Origin of the sequence: Pseudomonas sp. CAU 1711, from assembly GCF_039888625.1 — a bacterium.
Classification (GTDB): Bacteria; Pseudomonadota; Gammaproteobacteria; order Pseudomonadales; family Pseudomonadaceae; genus Aquipseudomonas.
Map to the genome: position 1 here is coordinate 275,096 of NZ_JBDQQT010000003.1, position 21,603 is coordinate 296,698.

Annotated in this window: 22 protein-coding genes; 21 read left to right on the plus strand and 1 reads right to left on the minus strand. The window is 67.1% G+C overall.

Annotated elements, in window-relative coordinates; genetic code table 11:
• Positions 1–2: 2 nt before the first annotated feature.
• Positions 3–581, minus strand: coding sequence for a nucleoside triphosphate pyrophosphatase (locus tag AAFN46_RS04900; RefSeq protein WP_347807572.1), 579 nt, complete (start codon positions 579–581; stop codon positions 3–5).
• A gap of 105 nt (positions 582–686) precedes the next feature.
• On the opposite strand from AAFN46_RS04900, the gene AAFN46_RS04905 reads away from it, so the two are divergent.
• The 21 genes from AAFN46_RS04905 to alaS all read left to right on the plus strand — a co-directional run bounded on the left by AAFN46_RS04905 (position 687) and on the right by alaS (position 21,526).
• Positions 687–1,214 carry a YceD family protein gene (locus tag AAFN46_RS04905; protein WP_347807573.1) on the plus strand — a complete coding sequence of 176 codons (528 nt, stop codon included), beginning with the start codon at positions 687–689 and terminating at the stop codon, positions 1,212–1,214.
• A 13-nt stretch (positions 1,215–1,227) separates the two neighbouring features.
• Positions 1,228–1,410 carry a 50S ribosomal protein L32 gene (rpmF, locus tag AAFN46_RS04910; protein ID WP_037043129.1) on the plus strand — a complete coding sequence of 61 codons (183 nt, stop codon included), beginning with the start codon at positions 1,228–1,230 and terminating at the stop codon, positions 1,408–1,410.
• Between the two features lie 3 nt (positions 1,411–1,413).
• Positions 1,414–2,424 carry a phosphate acyltransferase PlsX gene (gene plsX / locus AAFN46_RS04915; RefSeq protein WP_347807574.1) on the plus strand — a complete coding sequence of 337 codons (1,011 nt, stop codon included), beginning with the start codon at positions 1,414–1,416 and terminating at the stop codon, positions 2,422–2,424.
• A 129-nt stretch (positions 2,425–2,553) separates the two neighbouring features.
• Positions 2,554–3,492 (plus strand): ACP S-malonyltransferase, encoded by a 939-nt coding sequence (fabD, locus tag AAFN46_RS04920; RefSeq protein ID WP_347807575.1) that lies wholly within the window; start codon positions 2,554–2,556, stop codon positions 3,490–3,492.
• Between the two features lie 18 nt (positions 3,493–3,510).
• Positions 3,511–4,251 carry a 3-oxoacyl-ACP reductase FabG gene (gene fabG / locus AAFN46_RS04925; RefSeq protein WP_347807576.1) on the plus strand — a complete coding sequence of 247 codons (741 nt, stop codon included), beginning with the start codon at positions 3,511–3,513 and terminating at the stop codon, positions 4,249–4,251.
• 179 nt (positions 4,252–4,430) lie between these two features.
• The gene (gene acpP, locus AAFN46_RS04930) at positions 4,431–4,664 is read left to right on the plus strand and encodes an acyl carrier protein (RefSeq protein ID WP_043310031.1); all 234 of its coding nucleotides are present in this window, start codon (positions 4,431–4,433) and stop codon (positions 4,662–4,664) included.
• Between the two features lie 103 nt (positions 4,665–4,767).
• On the plus strand, positions 4,768–6,012 hold the full coding sequence (gene fabF, locus AAFN46_RS04935; RefSeq protein WP_347807577.1) for a beta-ketoacyl-ACP synthase II: 1,245 nt from the start codon (positions 4,768–4,770) through the stop codon (positions 6,010–6,012).
• Positions 6,012–6,827, plus strand: a complete 816-nt coding sequence (pabC, locus tag AAFN46_RS04940; protein ID WP_347807578.1) for an aminodeoxychorismate lyase — start codon at positions 6,012–6,014, stop codon at positions 6,825–6,827. The genes fabF and pabC overlap by 1 nt, the downstream gene beginning before the upstream one ends.
• A gap of 3 nt (positions 6,828–6,830) precedes the next feature.
• On the plus strand, positions 6,831–7,868 hold the full coding sequence (mltG, locus tag AAFN46_RS04945) for an endolytic transglycosylase MltG (RefSeq protein WP_347807579.1): 1,038 nt from the start codon (positions 6,831–6,833) through the stop codon (positions 7,866–7,868).
• Between the two features lie 9 nt (positions 7,869–7,877).
• Positions 7,878–8,510, plus strand: coding sequence for a dTMP kinase (gene tmk / locus AAFN46_RS04950; protein WP_347807580.1), 633 nt, complete (start codon positions 7,878–7,880; stop codon positions 8,508–8,510).
• Positions 8,503–9,489, plus strand: a complete 987-nt coding sequence (locus AAFN46_RS04955; protein ID WP_347807581.1) for a DNA polymerase III subunit delta' — start codon at positions 8,503–8,505, stop codon at positions 9,487–9,489. Before tmk ends, AAFN46_RS04955 begins: the two co-directional genes overlap by 8 nt.
• 35 nt (positions 9,490–9,524) lie before the next feature.
• Positions 9,525–9,881 (plus strand): PilZ domain-containing protein, encoded by a 357-nt coding sequence (locus tag AAFN46_RS04960; protein ID WP_043310025.1) that lies wholly within the window; start codon positions 9,525–9,527, stop codon positions 9,879–9,881.
• A gap of 87 nt (positions 9,882–9,968) precedes the next feature.
• A complete protein-coding gene (locus AAFN46_RS04965; RefSeq protein WP_347807582.1) occupies positions 9,969–10,751 on the plus strand; it encodes a TatD family hydrolase in 783 nt (260 codons plus the stop codon).
• A 218-nt stretch (positions 10,752–10,969) separates the two neighbouring features.
• Positions 10,970–12,190, plus strand: coding sequence for an aspartate aminotransferase family protein (locus AAFN46_RS04970; protein WP_347807583.1), 1,221 nt, complete (start codon positions 10,970–10,972; stop codon positions 12,188–12,190).
• A gap of 171 nt (positions 12,191–12,361) precedes the next feature.
• The gene (gene aruF, locus AAFN46_RS04975; RefSeq protein ID WP_347807584.1) at positions 12,362–13,393 is read left to right on the plus strand and encodes an arginine/ornithine succinyltransferase subunit alpha; all 1,032 of its coding nucleotides are present in this window, start codon (positions 12,362–12,364) and stop codon (positions 13,391–13,393) included.
• 96 nt (positions 13,394–13,489) lie between these two features.
• Complete coding sequence (gene astA, locus AAFN46_RS04980; protein ID WP_347807585.1) at positions 13,490–14,515, plus strand: arginine N-succinyltransferase; 1,026 nt, start codon at positions 13,490–13,492, stop codon at positions 14,513–14,515.
• On the plus strand, positions 14,512–15,975 hold the full coding sequence (gene astD, locus AAFN46_RS04985; RefSeq protein ID WP_347807586.1) for a succinylglutamate-semialdehyde dehydrogenase: 1,464 nt from the start codon (positions 14,512–14,514) through the stop codon (positions 15,973–15,975). Before astA ends, astD begins: the two co-directional genes overlap by 4 nt.
• Positions 15,975–17,321: an N-succinylarginine dihydrolase gene (astB, locus tag AAFN46_RS04990; RefSeq protein WP_347807587.1), complete on the plus strand. Its 1,347-nt coding sequence runs from the start codon at positions 15,975–15,977 to the stop codon at positions 17,319–17,321. The genes astD and astB overlap by 1 nt, the downstream gene beginning before the upstream one ends.
• Before the next feature lie 83 nt (positions 17,322–17,404).
• Positions 17,405–17,689: a topoisomerase II gene (locus tag AAFN46_RS04995; RefSeq protein ID WP_347807588.1), complete on the plus strand. Its 285-nt coding sequence runs from the start codon at positions 17,405–17,407 to the stop codon at positions 17,687–17,689.
• Positions 17,690–17,717: 28 nt separating this feature from the next.
• Entirely contained in the window at positions 17,718–18,710 is a 993-nt protein-coding gene (gene astE, locus AAFN46_RS05000; protein ID WP_347807589.1) for a succinylglutamate desuccinylase, read from the plus strand.
• Between the two features lie 191 nt (positions 18,711–18,901).
• The gene (alaS, locus tag AAFN46_RS05005) at positions 18,902–21,526 is read left to right on the plus strand and encodes an alanine--tRNA ligase (RefSeq protein WP_347807590.1); all 2,625 of its coding nucleotides are present in this window, start codon (positions 18,902–18,904) and stop codon (positions 21,524–21,526) included.
• Positions 21,527–21,603: the final 77 nt, after the last annotated feature.

The window sequence follows — 21,603 nt, forward strand, 5'->3', positions numbered from 1 at the left end:
GGTCAGGGAATGGCGATACCTTCCCTGTCCAGCATCTGCACCAGGCGGATCAGTGGTAGGCCGATCAGGCTGGTGCCGTCCTCGCCTTCGGTGGCGCGAAACAGGCTTACGCCGAGGCCCTCGGCCTTGAAGCTGCCGGCGCAGTCGTAGGGCTGTTCGGCCCGCAGGTAGCGGTCGATCTGCTCCTCGCTGAGTGCGCGGAAGTGCACGGTGAAGGGCACCGCATCCACCTGGCAGCGGCCGCTGGCGCTGTCGAGCAGAGCCAGGCCGGTAAGAAAGGTCACACTGCTGCCGCTGGCGGCCAGCAGCTGCTGACGGGCGCGGTCGAAGTCATGGGGCTTGCCGAGTATCTGCTCGCCCAGCACGGCGACCTGGTCCGAGCCGATGATCAGGTGGGTGGGGTATTGCTGGCGCAGGGCGCGAGCCTTGCTCTCGGCCAGGCGGCGTGCCAGGGCGGTGGCGCTCTCTTCGGGGTGCGGCGTTTCGTCTACGGCCGGCGCTGCCCAGGCGAAGGGAATACGCAGGCGGGTCAGCAGCTCGCGGCGGTAGGGCGAGCTTGAGGCTAGGACTAGAGGCGGCATGATCGATCTCCTGTTGAGGCGCGCGATTCTAGCGGGCGTGGCGGGAGACGGACAGGGTGGAAATGCTTTGACAGCGGCGGGGTGCATCCCTAAAATGCCGCGCCTATGTCGAATGGGCCGATTCCACCTCACGTTGATCCGCGCAAACTCGCCGATCGCGGTGCCACTCTCGAAGGAGAGATGCCGCTGGCCAGTTTCGAGCGGCTGTGCGACTCGCTGGAAGACAATTCCGGCAAGGTGCGCGCGAAGCTGGTCTTCGAGCGTGACGAGCGTCGTGCTGTGAATATTCACAGTGAGCTCGAGGTTGAGGTCAAGATGATTTGCCAGCGTTGTCTGGAACTGGTCGCCCTGCCGATCCGCAGCGAATGTCATTACGCGGTGGTGAAGGAAGGAGCGGATACCCAGTCGCTGCCCAAGGGCTATGACGTGCTGGAAATGGGTGAGGATCCTCTGGATCTGCTGACGCTGGTCGAAGATGAGCTGCTGCTCGCTCTGCCCATCGTTCCGGCCCATGCACCCGAGGAATGCCAGCAACCGGCCGGTGGCGACGAGCCCGAGCCGAGTCAGGACGAGGTATCGCGGTCCAACCCGTTCAGTGTTTTGGCGCAGTTAAAGCGTGACCCAAACGTTTAGGAGTTATTGAGTTATGGCTGTTCAGCAGAACAAAAAATCCCGCTCTGCCCGCGACATGCGCCGTTCCCACGACGCGCTCGAGGCCAACGCCCTGTCCGTCGAGAAGAGCACCGGTGAAGTTCACCTGCGTCACCACGTGTCTCCGGACGGCTTCTACCGTGGTCGCAAAGTGGTCGACAAGGGCGCCGACGAGTAATCCTTGTCCGCTCCGCTGATCGCGATTGATGCAATGGGTGGGGACTACGGTCCCCACTGCATTGTTCCGGCCTGCATCGCCAGTCTGGCCGAGTTCCCCTCGCTTCACCTGGTCCTAGTCGGCCAAGCCCCCCTCCTCGAAGAGTTGATCGCCCGACATCCGGGTGTCGATCGTTCGCGCCTGCTCGTCGAGCATGCCAGCGAAGTGATCGGCATGGATGAGCGGCCCACCCATGCCCTGCGCGGCAAGCCCGATGCTTCCATGCGCGTGATGCTGGAGCAGGTGCGCAGCGGTCGCGCCCAGGCCTGCGTCAGTGCCGGCAACACCGGCGCGCTGATGGCGTTGTCGCTGTATATCCTCAAGACACTGCCCGGCATCGATCGGCCGGCGATGGTCACGGCCGTGCCCACTGCCAAGGGCGTCTGTCATCTGCTCGATCTGGGCGCCAATGTCGATTGCAGCGCCGAGCAGCTCTACCAGTTCGCCCTGATGGGCGCGGTGGCGGCAGAGGCGCAGGGCGTGCGCGAGCCGCGGGTGGCGCTGCTCAATGTCGGTACCGAGAACATCAAGGGCAACCAGCAGGTCAAGTTGGCCGCCAGCCTGCTGCAACAGGCGCCGGGGCTCAACTACATAGGTTTCGTCGAGGGCGATGGCCTGTACCGAGGCGAGGCCGACGTGGTGGTGTGCGACGGTTTCGTCGGCAACATCCTGCTCAAGTCCAGCGAGGGCCTGGTGTCGATGATCTCGGCGCGTATCGAGGCGCTGTTCAGCGAAAACCTGGTGTCCAAGATCGCCGGTGCAGTGGCGCTGCCTCTGCTCAAGCGTCTGCGGGACGAGCTGGCACCGGCCCAGCACAACGGCGCCAGCTTCCTCGGCTTGCAGGAGATCGTGGTGAAGAGCCACGGCGGCGCCAGCGTCGAGGCCTTTCAGAGTGCCATTCGTCGGGCTGTGGTCGAAGTGCGCGAGAATCTGCCGCAGCGCCTGCATGGCCGCCTCGGGGACCTGCTGCTCTAGCGTCTGCCGGCTCCTTTTCCCCTCTGCGCTGGCTGCGGCTGTGACCGCAGCCGCTCCGGCTCCATCCAATCTGCAATTTCCGGCTTGTTTCGCCAGGCCGTTTCTCCGACCAGATAAGGGAAAGTTTCGATGTCTGCCTCCCTCGCATTTGTCTTCCCCGGCCAAGGCTCGCAGTCGCTCGGCATGCTCGCCGAGATCGGCGCCCAGCAGGGTTCGATCCGCGATACCTTCGGCGAGGCCTCCGACGCGCTCGGTTATGACCTCTGGGCCCTGACCCAGCAGGGGCCGGAAGAGCGCCTGAACGAGACCGACAAGACCCAGCCGGCCATCCTCACCGCTTCCATCGCCCTGTGGCGTCTGTGGCTGGCCGAGGGCGACGCGCGTCCGGTCTTCGTCGCCGGCCACAGCCTGGGCGAATACTCCGCGCTGGTGGCCGCCGGTGCCCTCGAGTTTCGTGATGCGGTCAAGCTGGTCGAACTGCGTGGCCAACTGATGCAGCAGGCGGTGCCGGCCGGGCAGGGCGGCATGGCCGCCATCCTCGGCCTGGAAGATGCCGACGTGCTGGCCGCCTGTGCAGAGGCCGCCAATGGCGAGGTGGTCAGCGCGGTGAATTTCAACGCACCCGGCCAGGTGGTGATCGCCGGTGGTGCCGCCGCCGTCGCCCGCGCCATCGAGGCGTGCAAGGCGCGTGGCGCCAAGCGCGCCATGCCGCTGCCGGTCAGCGTGCCGTCGCACTGCGCGCTGATGCGCCCGGCGGCCGAGAAGTTCGCCGAGGCGGTCAATGCCCTGGCCTGGCAGGCGCCGCAGATCGCCCTGGTGCAGAATGTCAGCGCCGCGGTGCCGGCCGACCTGGACAGCCTCAAGCGCGACCTGCTGGCCCAGCTGTACAGCCCGGTGCGCTGGGTGGAGAGCGTGACCTACCTGGCCGCCCAGGGCGTCACCGAACTGGTCGAATGCGGTCCCGGCAAGGTCCTGGCCGGTCTCAACAAGCGCTGTGCCAAGGGCATCAACACCCACAATCTGGAAACCCCGGACGCCTTCGCCGCCGTGCGCGCGGCGCTGGCCTGATTCGTTAAGGAGAGCATCATGAGTCTGCAAGGCAAGGTCGCACTGGTCACCGGCGCCAGCCGTGGCATAGGTCAGGCCATCGCGTTCGAGCTGGGCCGCCAGGGCGCGGTCGTCATCGGCACCGCCACCAGCGAGGCGGGCGCCGCGCGCATCGGCGAGGCACTCAAGGAGCAGGGCATCCAGGGCGCCGGCCTGATGCTCGACGTGGCCAGCGACGAGTCGGTCAACGCCGTCCTGGAGCAGATCCAGAAGGATTTCGGCGCCGTCGCCATCCTGGTCAACAACGCCGGCATCACCCGCGACAACCTGATGCTGCGGATGAAGGACGAGGAGTGGTTCGACGTCATCAACACCAACCTCAACAGCCTGTTCCGTCTGTCCAAGGCCGTGCTGCGTGGCATGACCAAGGCGCGCTGGGGCCGCATCATCAGCATCGGCTCGGTGGTCGGTGCCATGGGCAACGCCGGGCAAACCAACTACGCGGCGGCCAAGGCCGGCCTGGAAGGTTTCAGCCGCGCCCTGGCGCGCGAAGTGGGCTCGCGCTCCATCACCGTCAACTCGGTGGCGCCGGGCTTCATCGATACCGACATGACTCGCGAACTGTCGGACGCCCAGCGCGAGGCTATGCTGACCCAGATTCCGCTGGGCCGCCTCGGCCAGGCCGAGGAGATCGCCAAGGTGGTCGGCTTCCTCGCCTCCGACGGCGCGGCCTACGTCACCGGTGCTACCGTGCCGGTCAACGGCGGCATGTACATGTGATGTGACTCGGCCCTTCGGGAAAATGTCATAAAAGCCGTCTAAAGTCCGTTACAAAAGTGCAACCGGCGGTAGACGGCAGTACGGAAGGGCCCGGGCGACCGGCTTGAAAGTTTGAAAACCCTTTCTATACACTGCAGCCCAGCTGCACGGAATCTTTCCATCAGGAGTGAAAACAAGACATGAGCACCATCGAAGAACGCGTCAAGAAAATCGTCGCCGAGCAACTGGGCGTCAAAGAAGACGAAGTGACCAACAGCGCCTCCTTCGTCGAAGACCTCGGTGCCGACTCCCTTGACACCGTCGAGCTGGTGATGGCTCTGGAAGAGGAATTCGAGACCGAGATCCCGGACGAGCAGGCTGAGAAGATCACCACCGTTCAGGAAGCCATCGATTACATCAACGCGCATTCCTAAGCGTTCGTAATCGCCGGTTTTCGGCCCAGAAAAGCCGCACTGCCCTCAAGGCGTGCGGTTTTTCTTTATCGGGCCTGTCAGTAACAAGCAAGAGGATTGAACAGTGTCGCGTAGACGCGTCGTGGTTACCGGTATGGGCATGCTGTCGCCCTTGGGCGTCGATGTGGCCAGCAGTTGGCAGGGCATCCTGGCTGGTCGCAGTGGCATCGGCCCGATCGAGCATCTGGACCTGTCGGCCTTCTCCACCCGCATCGGCGGTTCGGTGAAGGGTTTCGACGTCGAGCCCTACCTGTCGGTCAAGGAAGCGCGCAAGCTCGACCTGTTCATCCAATACGGCCTGGCGGCCAGCTTCCAGGCCATGCGCGATGCCGGCCTCGAAGTCACCGACGCCAATCGCGAGCGCATCGGCGTGGCCATGGGCTCCGGCATCGGCGGCCTGACCAACATCGAGGCCACCTGCAAGACCCTGTTCGAGCAAGGCCCGCGGCGCATCTCGCCGTTCTTCGTGCCGGGCTCGATCATCAACATGATTTCCGGTTTCCTGTCGATCCACCTGGGTCTGCAGGGGCCGAACTACGCCATCGCCACCGCCTGCACCACCGGCACCCACTGCATCGGCATGGCCGCGCGCAACATCGCCTATGGCGAGGCGGACGTGATGATCGCCGGCGGCGCCGAGATGGCCACCTGCGGCCTGGGCATGGGCGGTTTCGGCGCGGCTCGGGCCATGTCCACCCGCAATGACGAGCCAGAGAAGGCCAGCCGGCCCTGGGACAAGGGTCGCGACGGCTTCGTGCTGTCCGATGGCGCCGGCGCCCTGGTGCTGGAAGAGCTGGAGCACGCCAAGGCGCGTGGCGCGATCATCCATGCCGAGCTGGTCGGCTTCGGCATGAGCGGCGATGCCTTCCACATGACCTCGCCGCCGGAAGACGGCGACGGCGCCGCCCGCTGCATGGCCAATGCCCTGCGCGACGCCGGCCTGAACCCGGATCAGGTCGACTACATCAATGCCCACGGCACCTCGACCCCGGCCGGTGACAAGGCCGAGGCCAGCGCGGTGAAGCAGGTGTTCGGCGAACATGCCTACAAGCTGGCCGTCAGTTCGACCAAGTCCATGACCGGCCACCTGCTCGGCGCCGCCGGCGCGGTGGAGGCGATCTTCAGCGTGCTGGCCCTGCGCGATCGGGTAGCGCCGCCGACCATTAACCTGGACGAGCCGGACGAGGGCTGCGACCTCGACTTCGTGCCGCACCAGGCCAAGGCGCTGGCGATTGACACCGTGCTGTCCAACTCCTTCGGCTTCGGCGGCACCAACGGTTCGCTGGTGTTCCGCCGCTTCAACGGCTGATGCCGAGCTGGATCGACGGTCGCCCGGCCACGGAGCTGCCCCTGGGCGACCGTGGCCTGGCCTACGGCGACGGCCTGTTCGAGACCATCGCCGTGCGCCGCGGGCGCGCCGTGCTGCTGCCGCGGCACCTGGCCAGGCTGGGCGAGGGTGCCCGGCGCCTGCAGTTGCCCCTCGATCTCGGCTCGCTGGAGGGCGAGCTGCAGGCCTTCTGCGCCGAGCTGGGTGAGGGTGTGGCCAAGCTGATCGTCACCCGCGGCGACGGCCTGCGTGGCTATGCGCCGCCCGAGTCGGCCAGCCCCCGGCGTATCCTGCTGGGTGGTCCCGCGCCCGCCTATCCCGCCGACAACGCCGAACATGGCATACGCCTGTTTCCCTGCACCACGCGCCTGGCCGAGCAGCCGCTGCTGGCCGGGCTCAAGCACCTCAATCGCTTGGAACAGGTGCTGGCGCGCGCTGAGTGGCGCGACAGCGCTTTTGCCGAAGGCCTGATGCTCGATGTGTCGGGGCGGGTGATCGAGGGGGTATTCAGCAACCTGTTCCTGGTCAAGGACGGCGTGCTGCTGACCGCCGAGCTGTCGCGCTGTGGCGTGGCCGGGGTGATGCGCGCGCAGATCCTCGAACTGGCCGTGCGCGAGGGCATCGCGCTGCAGGTGCGCGATATCGCCTACGACGAGCTGCTGGCCGCCGACGAAGTGTTCCTGTGCAACGGCCTCTATGGCATCTGGCCGGTACGCCAGTTGCAAGGCCGCGACTGGCCGGCTGGAGCGCTGACCCGTAAACTGCAGGCCCTTGTTCGCAGTCTTCTGGATTCCTGATTCGTGATTCGCAAGTTATTGCTGCTGCTGACCCTGGGTCTGGCGGCACTCGTGCTGGCGCTGGCCGTGGCCGGCTGGCGCCTGCAGACGGCCCTCGACCAGCCGCTGCAGCTGCAGACCGAGCGCCTGGTCGAAGTGGTGCCCGGCGACACGCCCGGCGGCCTGCTCAACCGCCTGCAGGGCGAGGGCGTGCTGCAGGGCGCCTTGTGGCTGCGCCTGTACTGGCGCTTCAACTTCGCCAGCCAGCCGTTGCACAGCGGTGAATATCGACTGGTGCCGACGCAGACCGCCCGCGATCTGCTCGATATGTGGCGCCGCGGCGAGGTGGTGCAGTACAGCCTGACCCTGGTCGAGGGCTGGAGCTTCCGTCAGGTGCGTGCCGCACTGGCGCGCCAGGAGGCGCTGGCACAGACCCTGGGCGAGCTCGACGACAAGGCGCTGATGGAGCGCCTCGGCCTGCCCGGCGTCAGTCCCGAGGGGCGCTTCTTCCCCGATACCTATCGCTATGTGCGCGGCATGAGCGATTTCGACCTGCTCAAGCTGGCCCGCCAGCGCCTGGATCAGGTGCTGGACGAGGAGTGGGTCCGGCGCGCCGAGGGGCTGCCCTATCGCAAGCCCTATGACGCCCTGATCATGGCCTCCATGGTGGAGAAGGAGACCGGCGTGGCCGAGGAGCGCGGGCAGATTGCCGGCGTGTTCGTGCGCCGCCTGCGCCTCGGCATGCGCCTGCAGACCGACCCGACGGTGATCTTCGGCCTGGGCGAGCGCTACAACGGCAACCTGACCCGCGCCCACCTGCAGGAGCCGACGCCCTACAACACCTACGTGATCGACGGCATGCCGCCGACGCCCATCGCCCTGGCCGGACGCGAGGCGATCCACGCCGCCCTCAACCCGGTGGCGGCGCGCAGCCTGTACTTCGTCGCCCGTGGCGACGGCAGCCATGTATTCTCGGAAACCCTGGAACAGCACAACCGGGCCGTGCGCGAGTATCAGCTCAAGCGCCGCGCCGACTATCGTTCCAGCCCCGCGCCCAGATAAGGAAACCCCGTGAGCGGTCTGTTCATCACCCTGGAAGGCCCGGAAGGGGCCGGCAAGAGCACCAATCGCGAATACCTCGCCGCGCGCCTGCGCGAGCAGGGCATCGAGGTGGTGCTCAGTCGCGAGCCGGGCGGCACGCCGCTGGCCGAGCGCATCCGCGAGCTGCTGCTGACCCCGAGCGACGAGAGCATGGCCAGCGACACCGAACTGCTGCTGATGTTCGCCGCGCGCGCCCAGCATCTGACCGGGGTGATTCGCCCGGCACTGGCACGCGGCGCGGTGGTGCTCTGCGACCGCTTCACCGATGCCACCTATGCTTACCAGGGCGGCGGTCGCGGCCTCGGCGAGGTGCGCATCGCCATTCTGGAAGACTTCGTGCAGGGCCCGCTGCGTCCGGATCTGTGCCTGGTCTTCGATCTGCCGATCGAGGTCGGCCTGGCGCGCGCGGCCGCCCGCGGTCGCCTGGACCGCTTCGAGCAGGAAGGCTCGGCCTTCTTCGAGGCGGTGCGCCAGACCTACCTGCGCCGTGCCGTCGCCAGCCCCGAGCGTTACCGCGTGCTGGACGCGGCGCAGCCGCTGGAGGCGGTGCAGCGCGACATCGCCGCGCTGCTGCCGGACATCCTGGAGCGCTGCCGTGGCTGATCTGTACCCCTGGCAGGCGACGCTCTGGGCGCAGCTGGCCGGCCGCCCGCAGCATGCCCATGCCTACCTGCTGCACGGCCCAGCCGGCATCGGCAAGCGCGAGCTGGCCGAGCGCCTGCTCGCCCGCCTGTTGTGCCAGGCCCCGGTCGGGCTGGAGGCCTGTGGCCAGTGCAAGGCCTGTCATTTGCTGGCCGCCGGCACCCACCCGGACCTCTTCGTGCTGGAGCCGGAGGAGGAGGGCAAGGCGATCAAGGTCGACCAGGTGCGCGAACTGGTGAGCTTCGTGGTGCAGACCGCCCAGCTCGGCGGACGCAAGGTGGTGCTGCTGGAACCGGTGGAGGCGATGAACCTGAATGCCGCCAACGCCCTGCTCAAGAGCCTCGAAGAGCCCTCCGGCAACACCGTGCTGCTGCTGGTCAGCCATCAGCCCAGCCGTCTGCTGCCGACCGTGAAGAGTCGCTGCGTGCAGCAGGCCTGCCCGCAGCCGACCCGCGAGCAGAGCCTGGCCTGGCTGGCCCAGGCGCTGCCCGAGTGCGAGGCCGCGCAGCGCGAGGAGCTGCTGGCGCTGGCCGGCGGCTCGCCGCTGACGGCGCGCCGTCTGCACGGCCAGGGCGTGCTGGAGCAGCGCGTCCTGGTGGTCGAGGGAGTGAAGAAGCTGCTCAAGCAGCAGGCCAGCGCCAGCCAGCTGGCCGAGGCCTGGAAGAGCCTGCCGCCGCTGATGCTGTTCGACTGGTTCTGCGACTGGGCGCAGCTGATGCTGCGCTACCAGCTGAGCCGCGACGAGGAAGGCCTGGGCCTGGCCGATATGCGCAAGGTGGTGCAGTACCTGGCCGACAAGACGCCGCAGCCCAGGCTGCTGGCCATGCAGGACTGGCTGCTGCAACAGCGGCAGAAGGTGCTGGGCAAGGCCAACCTCAACGGTGCGTTGCTTCTCGAAGCCTTGCTGGTGCAGTGGGCAAGCCTCACCGGACCGGGCTAGAATCGGAAATTGGATTAAGTTGCCAGGATTAGCGCATGAGTCTGCCACCGAACCTTGGGCCGCGTAACGGCATTCTGTCCCTGACCATCAAGGACAAGTCCGTGCTGTATGCCGCCTATATGCCCTTCATCAGGAACGGCGGCCTGTTCATCCCCACCGCCAAGAGCTACAAGCTCGGCGACGAGGTGTTCATGCTGCTCAACCTGATGGACGAGCCGGAGAAGATCCCGGTGGCCGGCAAGGTGGTGTGGATCACTCCCAAGGGCGCCCAGGGCAACCGCGCGGCCGGTGTCGGCGTGCAGTTCAACGATGGCGACAACACCGCGCGCAACAAGATCGAAACCTACCTGGCCGGCGCGCTGAAGTCGGATCGGCCGACCCACACCATGTAACAGCAGCGGCAAGCTGCAAGCCACAAGCGACAAGAAAGCGCTGGCCTGCTCGCTTTAACCCGAGGCTTGCCGCTTGAGGCTTTAGTCATGCTCGTCGATTCCCACTGCCACCTCGATCGCCTCGACCTCAAGGCGCACGGCGGCTCCCTGGATGCCGCGCTGCAAGCCGCCCGCGAACGCGGCGTACAGCATTTCCTGTGCATCGGTGTCAGCGCCGCCAACGCCGGCGCGGTCAAGGCCCTGGCCGAACGCTATGCCGATGTCGACTGCTCGGTGGGCGTGCACCCGCTGGACCTGGAGAAGGGCGAGGCGCCGGCGCTGGACTGGCTGCTCGGCGAGCTCAACCACCCCCATGTGGTGGCCATCGGCGAGACCGGCCTGGACTACCACTACGAGCCCGAGGCCGCCGAGCTGCAGCAGCAGTCCTTCCGCCTGCACCTGGAGGCCGCGCGGATCACCGGCAAGCCGGTCATCGTGCATACCCGCGAGGCGCGCGCCGATACCCTGGCCCTGCTGCGCGAGGCCGCCTTGCCCCAGGCCGGCGTGCTGCACTGCTTCACCGAGGACTGGGACATGGCCAAGGCGGCGCTGGATATCGGCTTCTACATCTCGCTGTCCGGCATCGTGACTTTCCGCAATGCCGACGCCCTGCGCGAAGTTGCGCGCAAGGTGCCGGCCGAGCGCCTGCTGGTGGAGACCGATTCCCCCTACCTCGCGCCCATCCCCCATCGTGGCAAGCCCAACCTGCCGCAATACGTGCGCGAGGTGGCCGAGTTCCTGGCCATGGTCCGTGGCGAGTCCTTCGAGGCGCTGGCCGCGCAGACCACGGCCAATTTCAAGCGGCTGTTTCCGCTGGCGCGGGTTGCTTGAGGCGATCTGGACAAAAGGAAATGGGGTAGCGCTGCCCTCGCAGCGTTTAAACTGCGCAATTCCAGAGCTTTCTGTCGCATTGGCGAAAGCCCAGGAAAACCGCGGGTTGCCGCTGTAAGAAGTTGTCGCATGGCGACAATGCGGGCCCGTGGGCAGCCCCTACAATCCTTCCATCACCTGCACATCTAGTGCGGTGTTCCTTGTTCAGGAGAGCCCCGATGTCCGTTCAGCACGAGCCGGTGCAACGCGCCGATTTCGACCAGTATCTGGTACCCAACTATGCTCCCGCCGCCTTCGTTCCGGTGCGTGGCCAGGGCTCCCGAGTCTGGGATCAGAGTGGTCGCGAGCTGATCGACTTCGCCGGCGGCATTGCGGTGAACGCCCTCGGTCACTGCCATCCGGCGCTGGTCAAGGCGCTGACCGAGCAGGCCAACACCCTGTGGCACATCTCCAACGTGTTCACCAACGAGCCGACCCTGCGTCTGGCCCACAAGCTGGTGGACGCCACCTTCGCCGAGCGCGTGTTCTTCTGCAACTCCGGCGCCGAGGCCAACGAGGCCGCGTTCAAGCTGGCGCGTCGCGTCGCCCATGACCGTTTCGGTCCCGAGAAGTGCGAGATCATCGCCGCGATCAACAGTTTCCACGGCCGTACCCTGTTCACCGTCAGCGTCGGCGGTCAGCCCAAGTATTCCGACGGCTTCGGGCCGAAGATCGAGGGCATCACCCATGTGCCCTACAACGATCTGGAGGCGCTGAAGGCGGCCATTTCCGACAAGACCTGCGCCGTGGTGCTGGAGCCGATCCAGGGCGAGGGCGGTGTGCTGCCGGCCGATCAGGCCTACCTGGAAGGTGCCCGCGCCCTGTGCGACCAGCACAATGCGCTGCTGGTGTTCGACGAGGTGCAGAGCGGCATGGGCCGCACCGGCGAACTGTTCGCCTACATGAATTACGGCGTCACCCCGGACATCCTCTCCAGCGCCAAGAGCCTGGGTGGTGGTTTCCCCATCGGCGCCATGCTCACCACCACCGAGCTGGCCAAACACCTGGCGGTCGGTACCCACGGCACTACCTACGGCGGTAACCCGCTGGCCTGTGCGGTGGCCGAGGCGGTGCTCGACATCGTCAATACCCCCGAGGTGCTGAACGGCGTCAAGGCCAAGAGCGAGCAGTTCAAGCAGCGCCTGCAGGCGATCGGCGAGCAGTACGGCCTGTTCACCCAGGTGCGTGGCCTCGGCCTGCTGCTCGGCTGCGTGCTGAACGATGCCTGGAAGGGCAAGGCCAAGGCCGTGCTGGATGCCGCCAGCGCCGAAGGCCTGCTGGTGCTGCAGGCCAGTCCGGACGTGGTGCGCTTCGCCCCCAGCCTGGTGGTCGAGGACGCCGATATCGCCGAGGGTCTGGCGCGCTTCGAGCGTGCCGTGGCCAAGCTGGTCCAGGGCTGAGCCCGTGGGGCGGCCAGGGTCGGCCGCCCGCATTCTCAGGAAGAGCCGTTCCATGCGTGATCGGAGTGCTCCGATCTTTCTCCAGTGGGCATCCTCAGGCCCGTTGGAGCTTTTATTCGCACCTCGCTCCGCCTTCGTCGCGGGGCACGTTGTCAGGAGAGGAGTAACGCCATGCTGGTGATGCGCCCCGCGCAGATGTCCGACCTCGCTGAAGTGCAGCGCCTGGCTGCAGACAGCCCGGTGGGCGTTACTTCGCTGCCCGATGACGCCGGCCGTCTGACCGACAAGATCTCCGCGTCCGAGGCGTCCTTCGCCGCCGAGGTCAGCTTCAATGGCGAAGAGAGCTACTTCTTCGTCCTCGAAGACACGGCCAGCGGCAAGCTGCTCGGCTGTTCGGCCATAGTCGCGTCGGCCGGCTATTCCGAACCCTTCTACAGCTTCCGCAACGAGACCTTCGTGCATGCCTCGCGGTCGCTCTCGATCCACAACAAGATTCACGTGCTGTCGCTGTGCCACGACCTGACCGGCAACAGCCTGCTGACCAGCTTCTACGTGCAGCGCGAACTGGTCGAGACGCCCTTCGCCGAGCTCAATTCGCGGGCCCGTCTGCTGTTCATGGCCGCCCATCCCGAGCGTTTCTCCGATGCGGTGGTGGTGGAGATCGTCGGCTACAGCGACGAGAACGGCGACTCGCCGTTCTGGGAGGCGGTCGGGCGCAACTTCTTCGACATGAGCTACACCGAGGCCGAACGCCTGTGCGGGCTGAAGAGCCGCACCTTCCTCGCCGAGCTGATGCCGCATTACCCGATCTATGTGCCGCTGCTGCCGGACAGTGCCCAGGAAGCCATGGGGCAGGTGTACAGCCGCGCCCAGGTGACCTTCGACATCCTGATGCGCGAAGGCTTCGAGACCGACCACTACATCGACATCTTCGATGGCGGTCCGACCCTGCACGCGCGCACCTCGGGCATCCGCTCCATCGCCCAGAGCCGCGTGGTGCCGGTGCGGCTGGCTTCTGACGGCGGGCGCGAGCCGGGCAAGGGCGGGCGCCCGTACCTGGTGAGCAACGGCCAGCTGCAGGATTTTCGCGCCATCATCGCCGACCTCGACTGGGTGCCCGGCAAGCCGGTGACCCTGAGCCTGGAGGTCGCCGAGGCACTGGGTGTAGGCGAGGGCGCCAGCGTACGGCTGGTGGCGGTATAAAACCCGAGCGGCAAGCTGCAAGCCACGAGCGGCAAGCCAGTCTGCCCGTCAACTTGTAGCTTGCCGCTTGAAGCTGATAGCTGATCCGGAGGATCCATGATCGTTCGTCCCGTCCGTAGCGCCGACCTGTCGGCGCTGATCGACCTGGCCCGCAGCACCGGCACCGGCCTGACCACCCTGCCGGCCAACGAGGAGCGCCTGGCGCACCGGGTCGGCTGGGCGGAGAAGACCTTCCGTGGCGAGGTCGAGCGCGCCGACGCCGACTATCTGTTCGTGCTCGAGGACGACGACGGCAAGGTCGTCGGCATCTCTGCCATCGCCGGCGCCGTCGGCCTGCGCGAGCCCTGGTACAACTACCGGGTCGGCCTCACCGTCTGCGCCTCGCAGGAACTGAAGATCCACCGCGAGATCCCCACCCTGTTCCTGGCCAACGACCTGACCGGCAACTCCGAGCTGTGCTCGCTGTTCCTGCATGCCGGTCACCGCAGCGGCCTCAACGGCCGCCTGCTGTCCAAGGCGCGCTTCCTGTTCATCGCCGAGTTCCGCGAGCTGTTCGGCGACAAGGTGATCGCCGAGATGCGCGGCATGTCCGACGCCAGTGGCCGCTCGCCGTTCTGGGAGAGCCTGGGCCGACACTTCTTCAAGATGGAGTTCAGCCAGGCCGACTACCTCACCGGCGTCGGCAACAAGGCCTTCATCGCCGAGCTGATGCCCAAGTTCCCGCTCTATACCTGCTTCCTCTCCGAGGAGGCGCGTGGCGTGATCGGCCGCGTGCACCCGGACACCGAGCCGGCGCTGGCCATGCTCAAGGGCGAGGGCTTCAGCTACCAGGGCTATGTCGACATCTTCGACGCCGGCCCGGCCATCGAGGTGCAGACCGACAAGATCCGCGCGGTGCAGGCCAGCCAGACCCTGGTGCTGGCCGTGGGCACCCCGGGCGATGACGCCATTCCCTACCTGATTCATAACCGCAAGCGCGAAGACTGCCGCATCACCGCCGCCCCGGCGCGCGTCGCCGCCGGCACCCTGGTGGTCGACCCGCTGACCGCCAAGCGCCTGCAGCTCAGCGTCGGCGCCCAGGTGCGTGCCGTGCCGCTGTCGGCCAAGGAGAGCAAGCAATGACCACTCATTACATCGCAGGCCTCTGGCAGGCCGGGCAGGGCGAGGCCTTCGACTCGCTCAATCCGGTGACCCAGGCGACCGTGTGGAGCGGCCAGGGCGCCAGCGCCGGGCAGGTCGAGCAGGCCGTCGCCGCCGCCCGCGCCGCCTTCCCGGCCTGGGCCCGGCGCCCGCTGGAGGAGCGCATCGGCGTTCTCGAGCAGTTCGCCGCCACCCTGAAGAGCCATGCCGACGAGCTGGCCCGCGCCATCGGCGAGGAGACCGGCAAGCCGCTGTGGGAGTCCGCCACCGAGGTGACCAGCATGGTCAACAAGGTCGCCATCTCCGTGCAGAGCTACCGCGAGCGCACCGGCGAGAAGAGCGGCCCGCTGGCCGACGCCACCGCCGTGCTGCGGCATAAGCCGCATGGCGTGGTCGCCGTGTTCGGCCCCTACAACTTCCCCGGCCACCTGCCCAACGGCCACATAGTGCCGGCGCTGCTGGCCGGCAACGCGGTGGTGTTCAAGCCCAGCGAACTGACCCCCAAGGTCGCCGAGCTGACGGTCAAGTGCTGGATCGAGGCCGGCCTGCCCGCCGGCGTGCTCAATCTGGTGCAGGGCGCCCGCGAGACCGGCGTGGCCCTGGCCGCCAGCGCCGGCATCGACGGCCTGTTCTTCACCGGCTCCAGCCGTACCGGCAACCTGCTGCACAGCCAGTTCGCCGGCCGCCCGGACAAGATCCTGGCGCTGGAGATGGGCGGCAACAACCCGCTGGTGGTGGATCGGGTCGCCGATGTCGACGCCGCCGTCTACACCATCGTGCAGTCCGCCTTTATCTCCGCCGGCCAACGCTGCACCTGCGCGCGCCGCCTGCTGGTGCCGGCAGGCACCTGGGGCGATGCCCTGTTGGCGCGCCTGGTGGCGGTGGCTTCGTCCATCAAGGTCGGTGCCTTCGACGAGCAGCCGGCGCCCTTCATGGGCTCGGTGATCTCGCTGGCCGCCGCCGAGCAACTGCTCGAGGCGCAGAAGCAGCTGATCGACAAGGGCGCCCGGGCGTTGCTGGAAATGACCCAGCCGCTTCCTCGTGCCGCCCTGCTGACGCCCGGCATCCTCGATGTCACGGCGCTGGCCGAGCGCGTCGACGAGGAGTTCTTCGGCCCGCTGCTGCAGGTGATCCGCTACGAGGGCTTCGACGCCGCCATCGCCGAGGCCAACAACACCCAGTACGGCCTGGCCGCCGGCCTGCTGTCCGATTCCGCCGAGCGCTACCAGCAGTTCCTGATCGAGAGCCGTGCCGGCATCGTCAACTGGAACAAGCAGCTGACCGGTGCCGCCAGCAGTGCGCCCTTCGGTGGCGTGGGCGCCTCCGGCAACCACCGCGCCAGCGCCTATTACGCGGCCGATTACTGCGCCTATCCGGTTGCCTCGCTGGAGAGCGCGACCCTGAGCCTGCCCGCCACCCTGACCCCGGGAGTGAGTCTGTGATGTCTGCCTATGAAATGAATTTCGACGGCCTGGTCGGCCCGACCCACAACTACGGCGGCCTGTCCTACGGCAACGTGGCCTCGCAGAGCAACAGCCAGGCGGTTTCCAACCCCAGGGAAGCCGCCAAGCAGGGCCTGGGCAAGATGAAGGCGCTGATGGACATGGGCTTCAAGCAGGGCGTGTTCGCCCCGCAGGAGCGCCAGGACGTCGCCGCCCTGCGCGGCCTCGGTTTCACCGGCAGCGATGCCGAGGTGATCGCCCGGGCCGCCAAGGAAGCCATGCCGCTGCTGGCCGCCTGCAGCTCCGCCTCCAGCATGTGGACGGCCAACTCCTGCACCGTCAGCCCCAGCGCCGATACCGCGGACGGCCGCGTGCACTTCACCGCCGCCAACCTCAACTGCAAGTTCCACCGCTCAATCGAGCACCCGACCACCAGCCGCGTGCTGCGCGCCATGTTCAACAACGAGCGGCACTTCGCCCACCACGCCGCACTGCCGGCCGTGGGCCAGTTCGGCGACGAGGGCGCGGCCAACCACACGCGCTTCTGCAAGGGCTATGGCGATGCCGGCGTGGAGTTCTTCGTGTTCGGTCGCAGCGCCTTCGACGCCCGCTTCCCGGCCCCGCAGCGCTATCCGGCGCGGCAGACCCTGGAGGCCTGCCAGGCGGTGGCCCGCCTGCATGGCCTGAGCGAGGCCGGCGTGGTCTACGCCCAGCAGAACCCGGCGGTGATCGACCAGGGCGTGTTCCACAATGACGTGATCTCGGTGGGCAACGGCGAGGTGCTGTTCTACCACCAGGACGCCTTCCTCGATACCGACAAGGTGCTGGCCGAGCTGGGCGACAAGCTGGCCCGCCGCGGCGGCAACTTCCAGGCCGTGCGTGTGCCGTCCAGCGCGGTGAGCGTGGAGGACGCGGTCAAGTCCTACCTGTTCAACAGCCAGCTGCTGAGTCGCGCCGATGGCGGCATGCTGCTGATCGTGCCGGAGGAGTGCCGCAACAATGCCAACGTGTGGAACTACCTGAACGAGCTGACCAGCGGCAACGGCCCGATCCGCGAGGTCAAGGTGTTCGACCTCAAGCAGAGCATGCAGAACGGCGGTGGCCCGGCCTGCCTGCGCCTGCGCGTGGCGCTCAAGGAGCAGGAGCTGGCGGCGGTCAATCCGGGCGTGGTGATGACGCCGGCGCTGTTCGACACCCTCAACGCCTGGGTCGACAAGCACTATCGCGACCGCCTGGCCGAGAGCGACCTGGCCGACCCGCAACTGCTGATCGAATGCCGCACGGCATTGGATGAATTGACGCAGATCCTTAAACTGGGCTCCGTTTATCCCTTCCAACTAAACTGATAGCGGCCAGCTGCAAACGGCAGGCTTCGGGTGCATCCGCACCCGGCCTGTCGCGTGAGGCCCGAAGCCTGGAGCTCTGAATCATGTCCGACGCCCTGCAACTCATTCTCGAAGACACCGACGGCACCCAGCTGGAGACTTCCTGCACCCGCTTCGCCGTCGTCTGGCAGGGCAAGGAAGTGTGGATCCAGGCGGTCGGCGACCAGCTGCTGATCGGCGTGGACGTGGAGGAGGGCGATACCGAGTACGCCAACCTGCTGCTGCGCCCGCAGGCCACCAACCTGGTCGGCCTGCAGCTGGAAATGGAGCCGGCCGATCTGGGCGGCGACGACGAGGATCATGTACACGGCCCCGACTGCAAGCACTGAGCCGGACCGTAAAGACTGAGGTAATCCCATGCTCGCCCTCGGCAAACTGCTCGAACTCACCCTGGCCGGCCGCGAGCCGACCGAGAAGATTCAGCTGACCCGCGAGGGGGCGCGCCTGCACTGGCTGGCCGAGGGCGTGCTGGAAGTGACGCCGACCGCCCACGACGACAGCGGCCTCGACCTGCTGCTGTCGGCCGGCATCCACGGCAACGAGACGGCGCCGATCGAGCTGCTCGACCGCCTGCTGCAGGCCATCGCCTCCGGCCAGCTGCTGCCCAAGGCGCGCATCCTGTTCCTGCTCGGCAATCCCGAGGCGATGCGTCGCGGCGAGCGCTATGTTGAACACGACATCAATCGCCTGTTCGACGGGCGCCACGAGCAGAGCAGCGGCCTCGAGGCGCTGCGCGCCAACGAGCTGGAGCGGCACGCCGCCGCCTTCTTCAGCAGGGAGGGGCGGGCGCGCCTGCACTACGACCTGCACACCGCGATCCGCGGCTCGAAGATCGAGCAGTTCGCCCTCTACCCCTATGTCGAGGGCCGCGAGCACTCGCGCGCCGAGCTGGCCCGCCTGCGCGCCGCCGGCATCGACGCCGTGCTGCTGCAGCGCAAGACCGGTATCACCTTCAGCTCCTACACCTATGCGCGCCTGGGCGCCGAGGCCTTCACCCTGGAGCTGGGCAAGGCGCGGCCGTTCGGGCAGAACCAGGAGGTCAACCTCGACCTGCTGGAGCGGCGCCTGCGCGAGCTGGTGGAGAACTGCGAGCCGCCTACCGAGTCGCTGGACGGCCTGCAGCTGTTCGCCGTGTCGCGCGAGGTGATCAAGCACAGCGACGCCTTCAAGCTGCACCTGCCGGGCGATATCGAGAACTTCACCGAGCTGGAGCCCGGCTTCCTGCTGGCCGAGGACATCGCCGGCACCCGCTGGCTGGTGGAGGAGCAGGGCGCGCGCATCATCTTCCCCAACCCCAGGGTCAAGAACGGCCTGCGCGCCGGCATCCTGATCGTCCCCACCGAGCTGTGACTCCCCTCTCCCTCCGTGAGAGGGGCGGGGGAGAGGGTGTGTCCGCCCGCGCGCACTGTGACTGGCTGATAGCTCGATAGTCGTTTTCTATCCAAATTCCCCGTAAACGGGCTGTCCAGCCCGCGCCAGGCCGATATAATGCGTCCCTTTGCCGGCTTTTGCCGTGGCCGCCGTTTGCCTGGATGGAATAGATGAAAAGCGCAGAAATCCGTGAAGCCTTCCTCCGCTTCTTCGAAGAGAAGGGCCATACCCGCGTCGCCTCCAGTTCGCTGATTCCGGCGAACGACCCGACCCTGCTGTTCACCAATGCCGGCATGAACCAGTTCAAGGACTGCTTCCTCGGCCTGGAGAAGCGTGCCTACACCCGCGCCACCACCAGCCAGAAGTGCGTGCGTGCCGGCGGCAAGCACAACGATCTGGAAAACGTCGGCTACACCGCGCGCCACCACACCTTCTTCGAGATGCTGGGCAACTTCAGCTTCGGCGACTACTTCAAGCGCGACGCCATCACCTACGCCTGGGAGTTCCTGACCAGCGACAAGTGGCTGAACCTGCCGCAGGAGAAGCTCTGGGTCACCGTCTACGCCAGCGACGACGAGGCCTACGACATCTGGCACAAGGAGGTCGGCATCCCGGCCGAGCGCATGATCCGCATCGGCGACAACAAGGGCGCGCCCTACGCTTCCGACAACTTCTGGGCGATGGGCGACACCGGCCCGTGCGGCCCCTGCACCGAGATCTTCTTCGACCACGGCGAGCACATCTGGGGCGGCCCGCCCGGCTCACCGGAGGAAGATGGCGACCGCTACATCGAGATCTGGAACAACGTGTTCATGCAGTTCAACCGGACTGCCGATGGTGTGCTGCACCCGCTGCCGGCACCGAGCGTGGACACCGGCATGGGTCTGGAGCGCATCAGCGCGGTGCTGCAGCACGTCAACTCGAACTACGAGATCGACCTGTTCCAGAACCTGCTGGGCGCCGCGGCCAAGGCCATCGGCTGCGCCAACGAAGGCCAGGCCTCGCTGAAGGTGGTGGCCGACCATATCCGTTCCTGCGGCTTCCTGATCGCCGACGGCGTGACCCCGTCCAACGAGGGCCGCGGCTATGTGCTGCGCCGCATCATTCGCCGCGCCTGCCGCCACGGCAACAAGCTGGGCGCCAAGGGCGCCTTCTTCCACCAGATCGTCGCCGCCCTGGTGGCCGAGATGGGCGAGGCCTTCCCCGAGCTCAGGCAGCAGCAGGCGCATATCGAGCGCGTGCTGAAAACCGAGGAAGAGCAGTTCGCCAAGACCCTGGAGCAGGGCCTGAAGATCCTCGAGCAGGATCTGGTCGGCCTCAAGGGCAAGGTGATTCCGGGCGAAACGGTGTTCAAGCTGTACGACACCTACGGTTTCCCCTACGACCTGACCGGCGATATCGCCCGCGAGCGCGGCCTGACCCTGGACGAGAGCGGTTTCGAGCGCGAGATGCAGGCCCAGCGCGAGCGCGCCCGTTCCGCCAGCGCCTTCGGCATGGACTACAACAGTCTGGTCAAGGTCGATGCCGACACCCTCTTCACCGGTTATGCCGATACCCGTGGCGAGGGCAAAGTGCTGGCCCTGTTCAAGGATGGCGAGGCCGTCGACAGCCTCGCCGAGGGCGAGGAGGGCGTGGTGGTGCTGGACCAGACCCCGTTCTACGCCGAGTCCGGTGGCCAGGTCGGTGACTGTGGTTACCTGGAGAGCGCCGGCGTGCGTTTCGATGTGCGCGACACCACCAAGGCCGGCGGCGCCTTCCTCCATCACGGCGTGGTGGCCAAGGGCGGCCTGTCCGTCGGCGCCTCTGTGAAGGCCGAGGTCGATGCCTCGGTGCGCCAGGCCACCGCGCTGAACCACTCGGCCACCCACCTGCTGCACGCCGCGCTGCGCCGGGTGCTCGGCGAGCACGTGCAGCAGAAGGGCTCGCTGGTCGACAGTCAGCGTCTGCGCTTCGACTTCAGCCACTTCGAGGCGATCAGGCCCGAGCAGTTGAAGCAGCTGGAAGAGCTGGTCAACGAAGAGATTCGCAAGAACACGCCGGTCGAGACCGAGGAAACCGATATCGAGACCGCCAAGGCTAAGGGCGCCATGGCGCTGTTCGGCGAGAAGTACGGCGATGAGGTGCGCGTGCTGACCATGGGCGGCGGCTTCTCCGTCGAGCTGTGCGGCGGCACCCACGTGGCGCGCACCGGCGACATCGGCCTGTTCAAGATCACCAGCGAGGGCGGCGTGGCCGCCGGCGTGCGTCGCATCGAGGCGGTCAGCGGCGCCGCGGCGCTGGCCTGGCTGAACGGCGCGGAGGAGCAGCTCAAGGAAGCGGCGAACCTGGTCAAGGGTAGTCGCGACAACGTGCTGGACAAGCTGTCCGCGCTGGTCGAGCGCAACCGCCAGCTGGAGAAGGAGCTGGAGCAGCTCAAGGCCAAGGCCGCTAGCGCCGCCGGCAACGATCTGGCCGGCGCGGCCGTCGAGGTCAAGGGCGTCAAGGTTCTGGCCTCGCGTCTCGACGGCCTGGACGGCAAGGCCCTGCTGGCCATGGTCGACCAACTGAAGAACAAGCTGGGCAGCGCGGTGATCCTGCTCGGCGGCGTGCTGGACGACAAGGTGGTGCTGGTCGCCGGGGTGACCCAGGACCTGACCGCCAAGCTCAAGGCCGGCGACCTGATGCGTCAGGCGGCGGCCGCCGTGGGCGGCAAGGGCGGCGGTCGCCCGGACATGGCCCAGGGCGGTGGTGTCGAGGCCGGCAAGCTGGACGAAGCACTGGCTCTGGCCCAGGCTTTCGTCGAGCAGGGCCTGTAAGACGGCAAGAACCAGGCCCGCGCTACGCCCGGCGGGCCTTGGCAGTGTGACCCGATCTGGGTTTAATGGGCGCCCTT

What these genes read in the sequence shown, in the direction of transcription:
- AAFN46_RS04900 (WP_347807572.1), bottom strand. Translation starts at nt 581, where the DNA reads ATGCCGCCTCTAGTCCTAGCCTCAAGCTCGCCCTACCGCCGCGAGCTG.
- AAFN46_RS04905 (WP_347807573.1), top strand. Translation starts at nt 687, where the DNA reads ATGTCGAATGGGCCGATTCCACCTCACGTTGATCCGCGCAAACTCGCC.
- rpmF (WP_037043129.1), top strand. Translation starts at nt 1,228, where the DNA reads ATGGCTGTTCAGCAGAACAAAAAATCCCGCTCTGCCCGCGACATGCGC.
- fabD (WP_347807575.1), top strand. Translation starts at nt 2,554, where the DNA reads ATGTCTGCCTCCCTCGCATTTGTCTTCCCCGGCCAAGGCTCGCAGTCG.
- fabG (WP_347807576.1), top strand. Translation starts at nt 3,511, where the DNA reads ATGAGTCTGCAAGGCAAGGTCGCACTGGTCACCGGCGCCAGCCGTGGC.
- acpP (WP_043310031.1), top strand. Translation starts at nt 4,431, where the DNA reads ATGAGCACCATCGAAGAACGCGTCAAGAAAATCGTCGCCGAGCAACTG.
- pabC (WP_347807578.1), top strand. Translation starts at nt 6,012, where the DNA reads ATGCCGAGCTGGATCGACGGTCGCCCGGCCACGGAGCTGCCCCTGGGC.
- AAFN46_RS04960 (WP_043310025.1), top strand. Translation starts at nt 9,525, where the DNA reads ATGAGTCTGCCACCGAACCTTGGGCCGCGTAACGGCATTCTGTCCCTG.
- AAFN46_RS04965 (WP_347807582.1), top strand. Translation starts at nt 9,969, where the DNA reads ATGCTCGTCGATTCCCACTGCCACCTCGATCGCCTCGACCTCAAGGCG.
- AAFN46_RS04970 (WP_347807583.1), top strand. Translation starts at nt 10,970, where the DNA reads ATGTCCGTTCAGCACGAGCCGGTGCAACGCGCCGATTTCGACCAGTAT.
- aruF (WP_347807584.1), top strand. Translation starts at nt 12,362, where the DNA reads ATGCTGGTGATGCGCCCCGCGCAGATGTCCGACCTCGCTGAAGTGCAG.
- astA (WP_347807585.1), top strand. Translation starts at nt 13,490, where the DNA reads ATGATCGTTCGTCCCGTCCGTAGCGCCGACCTGTCGGCGCTGATCGAC.
- astD (WP_347807586.1), top strand. Translation starts at nt 14,512, where the DNA reads ATGACCACTCATTACATCGCAGGCCTCTGGCAGGCCGGGCAGGGCGAG.
- astB (WP_347807587.1), top strand. Translation starts at nt 15,975, where the DNA reads ATGTCTGCCTATGAAATGAATTTCGACGGCCTGGTCGGCCCGACCCAC.
- AAFN46_RS04995 (WP_347807588.1), top strand. Translation starts at nt 17,405, where the DNA reads ATGTCCGACGCCCTGCAACTCATTCTCGAAGACACCGACGGCACCCAG.
- astE (WP_347807589.1), top strand. Translation starts at nt 17,718, where the DNA reads ATGCTCGCCCTCGGCAAACTGCTCGAACTCACCCTGGCCGGCCGCGAG.
- alaS (WP_347807590.1), top strand. Translation starts at nt 18,902, where the DNA reads ATGAAAAGCGCAGAAATCCGTGAAGCCTTCCTCCGCTTCTTCGAAGAG.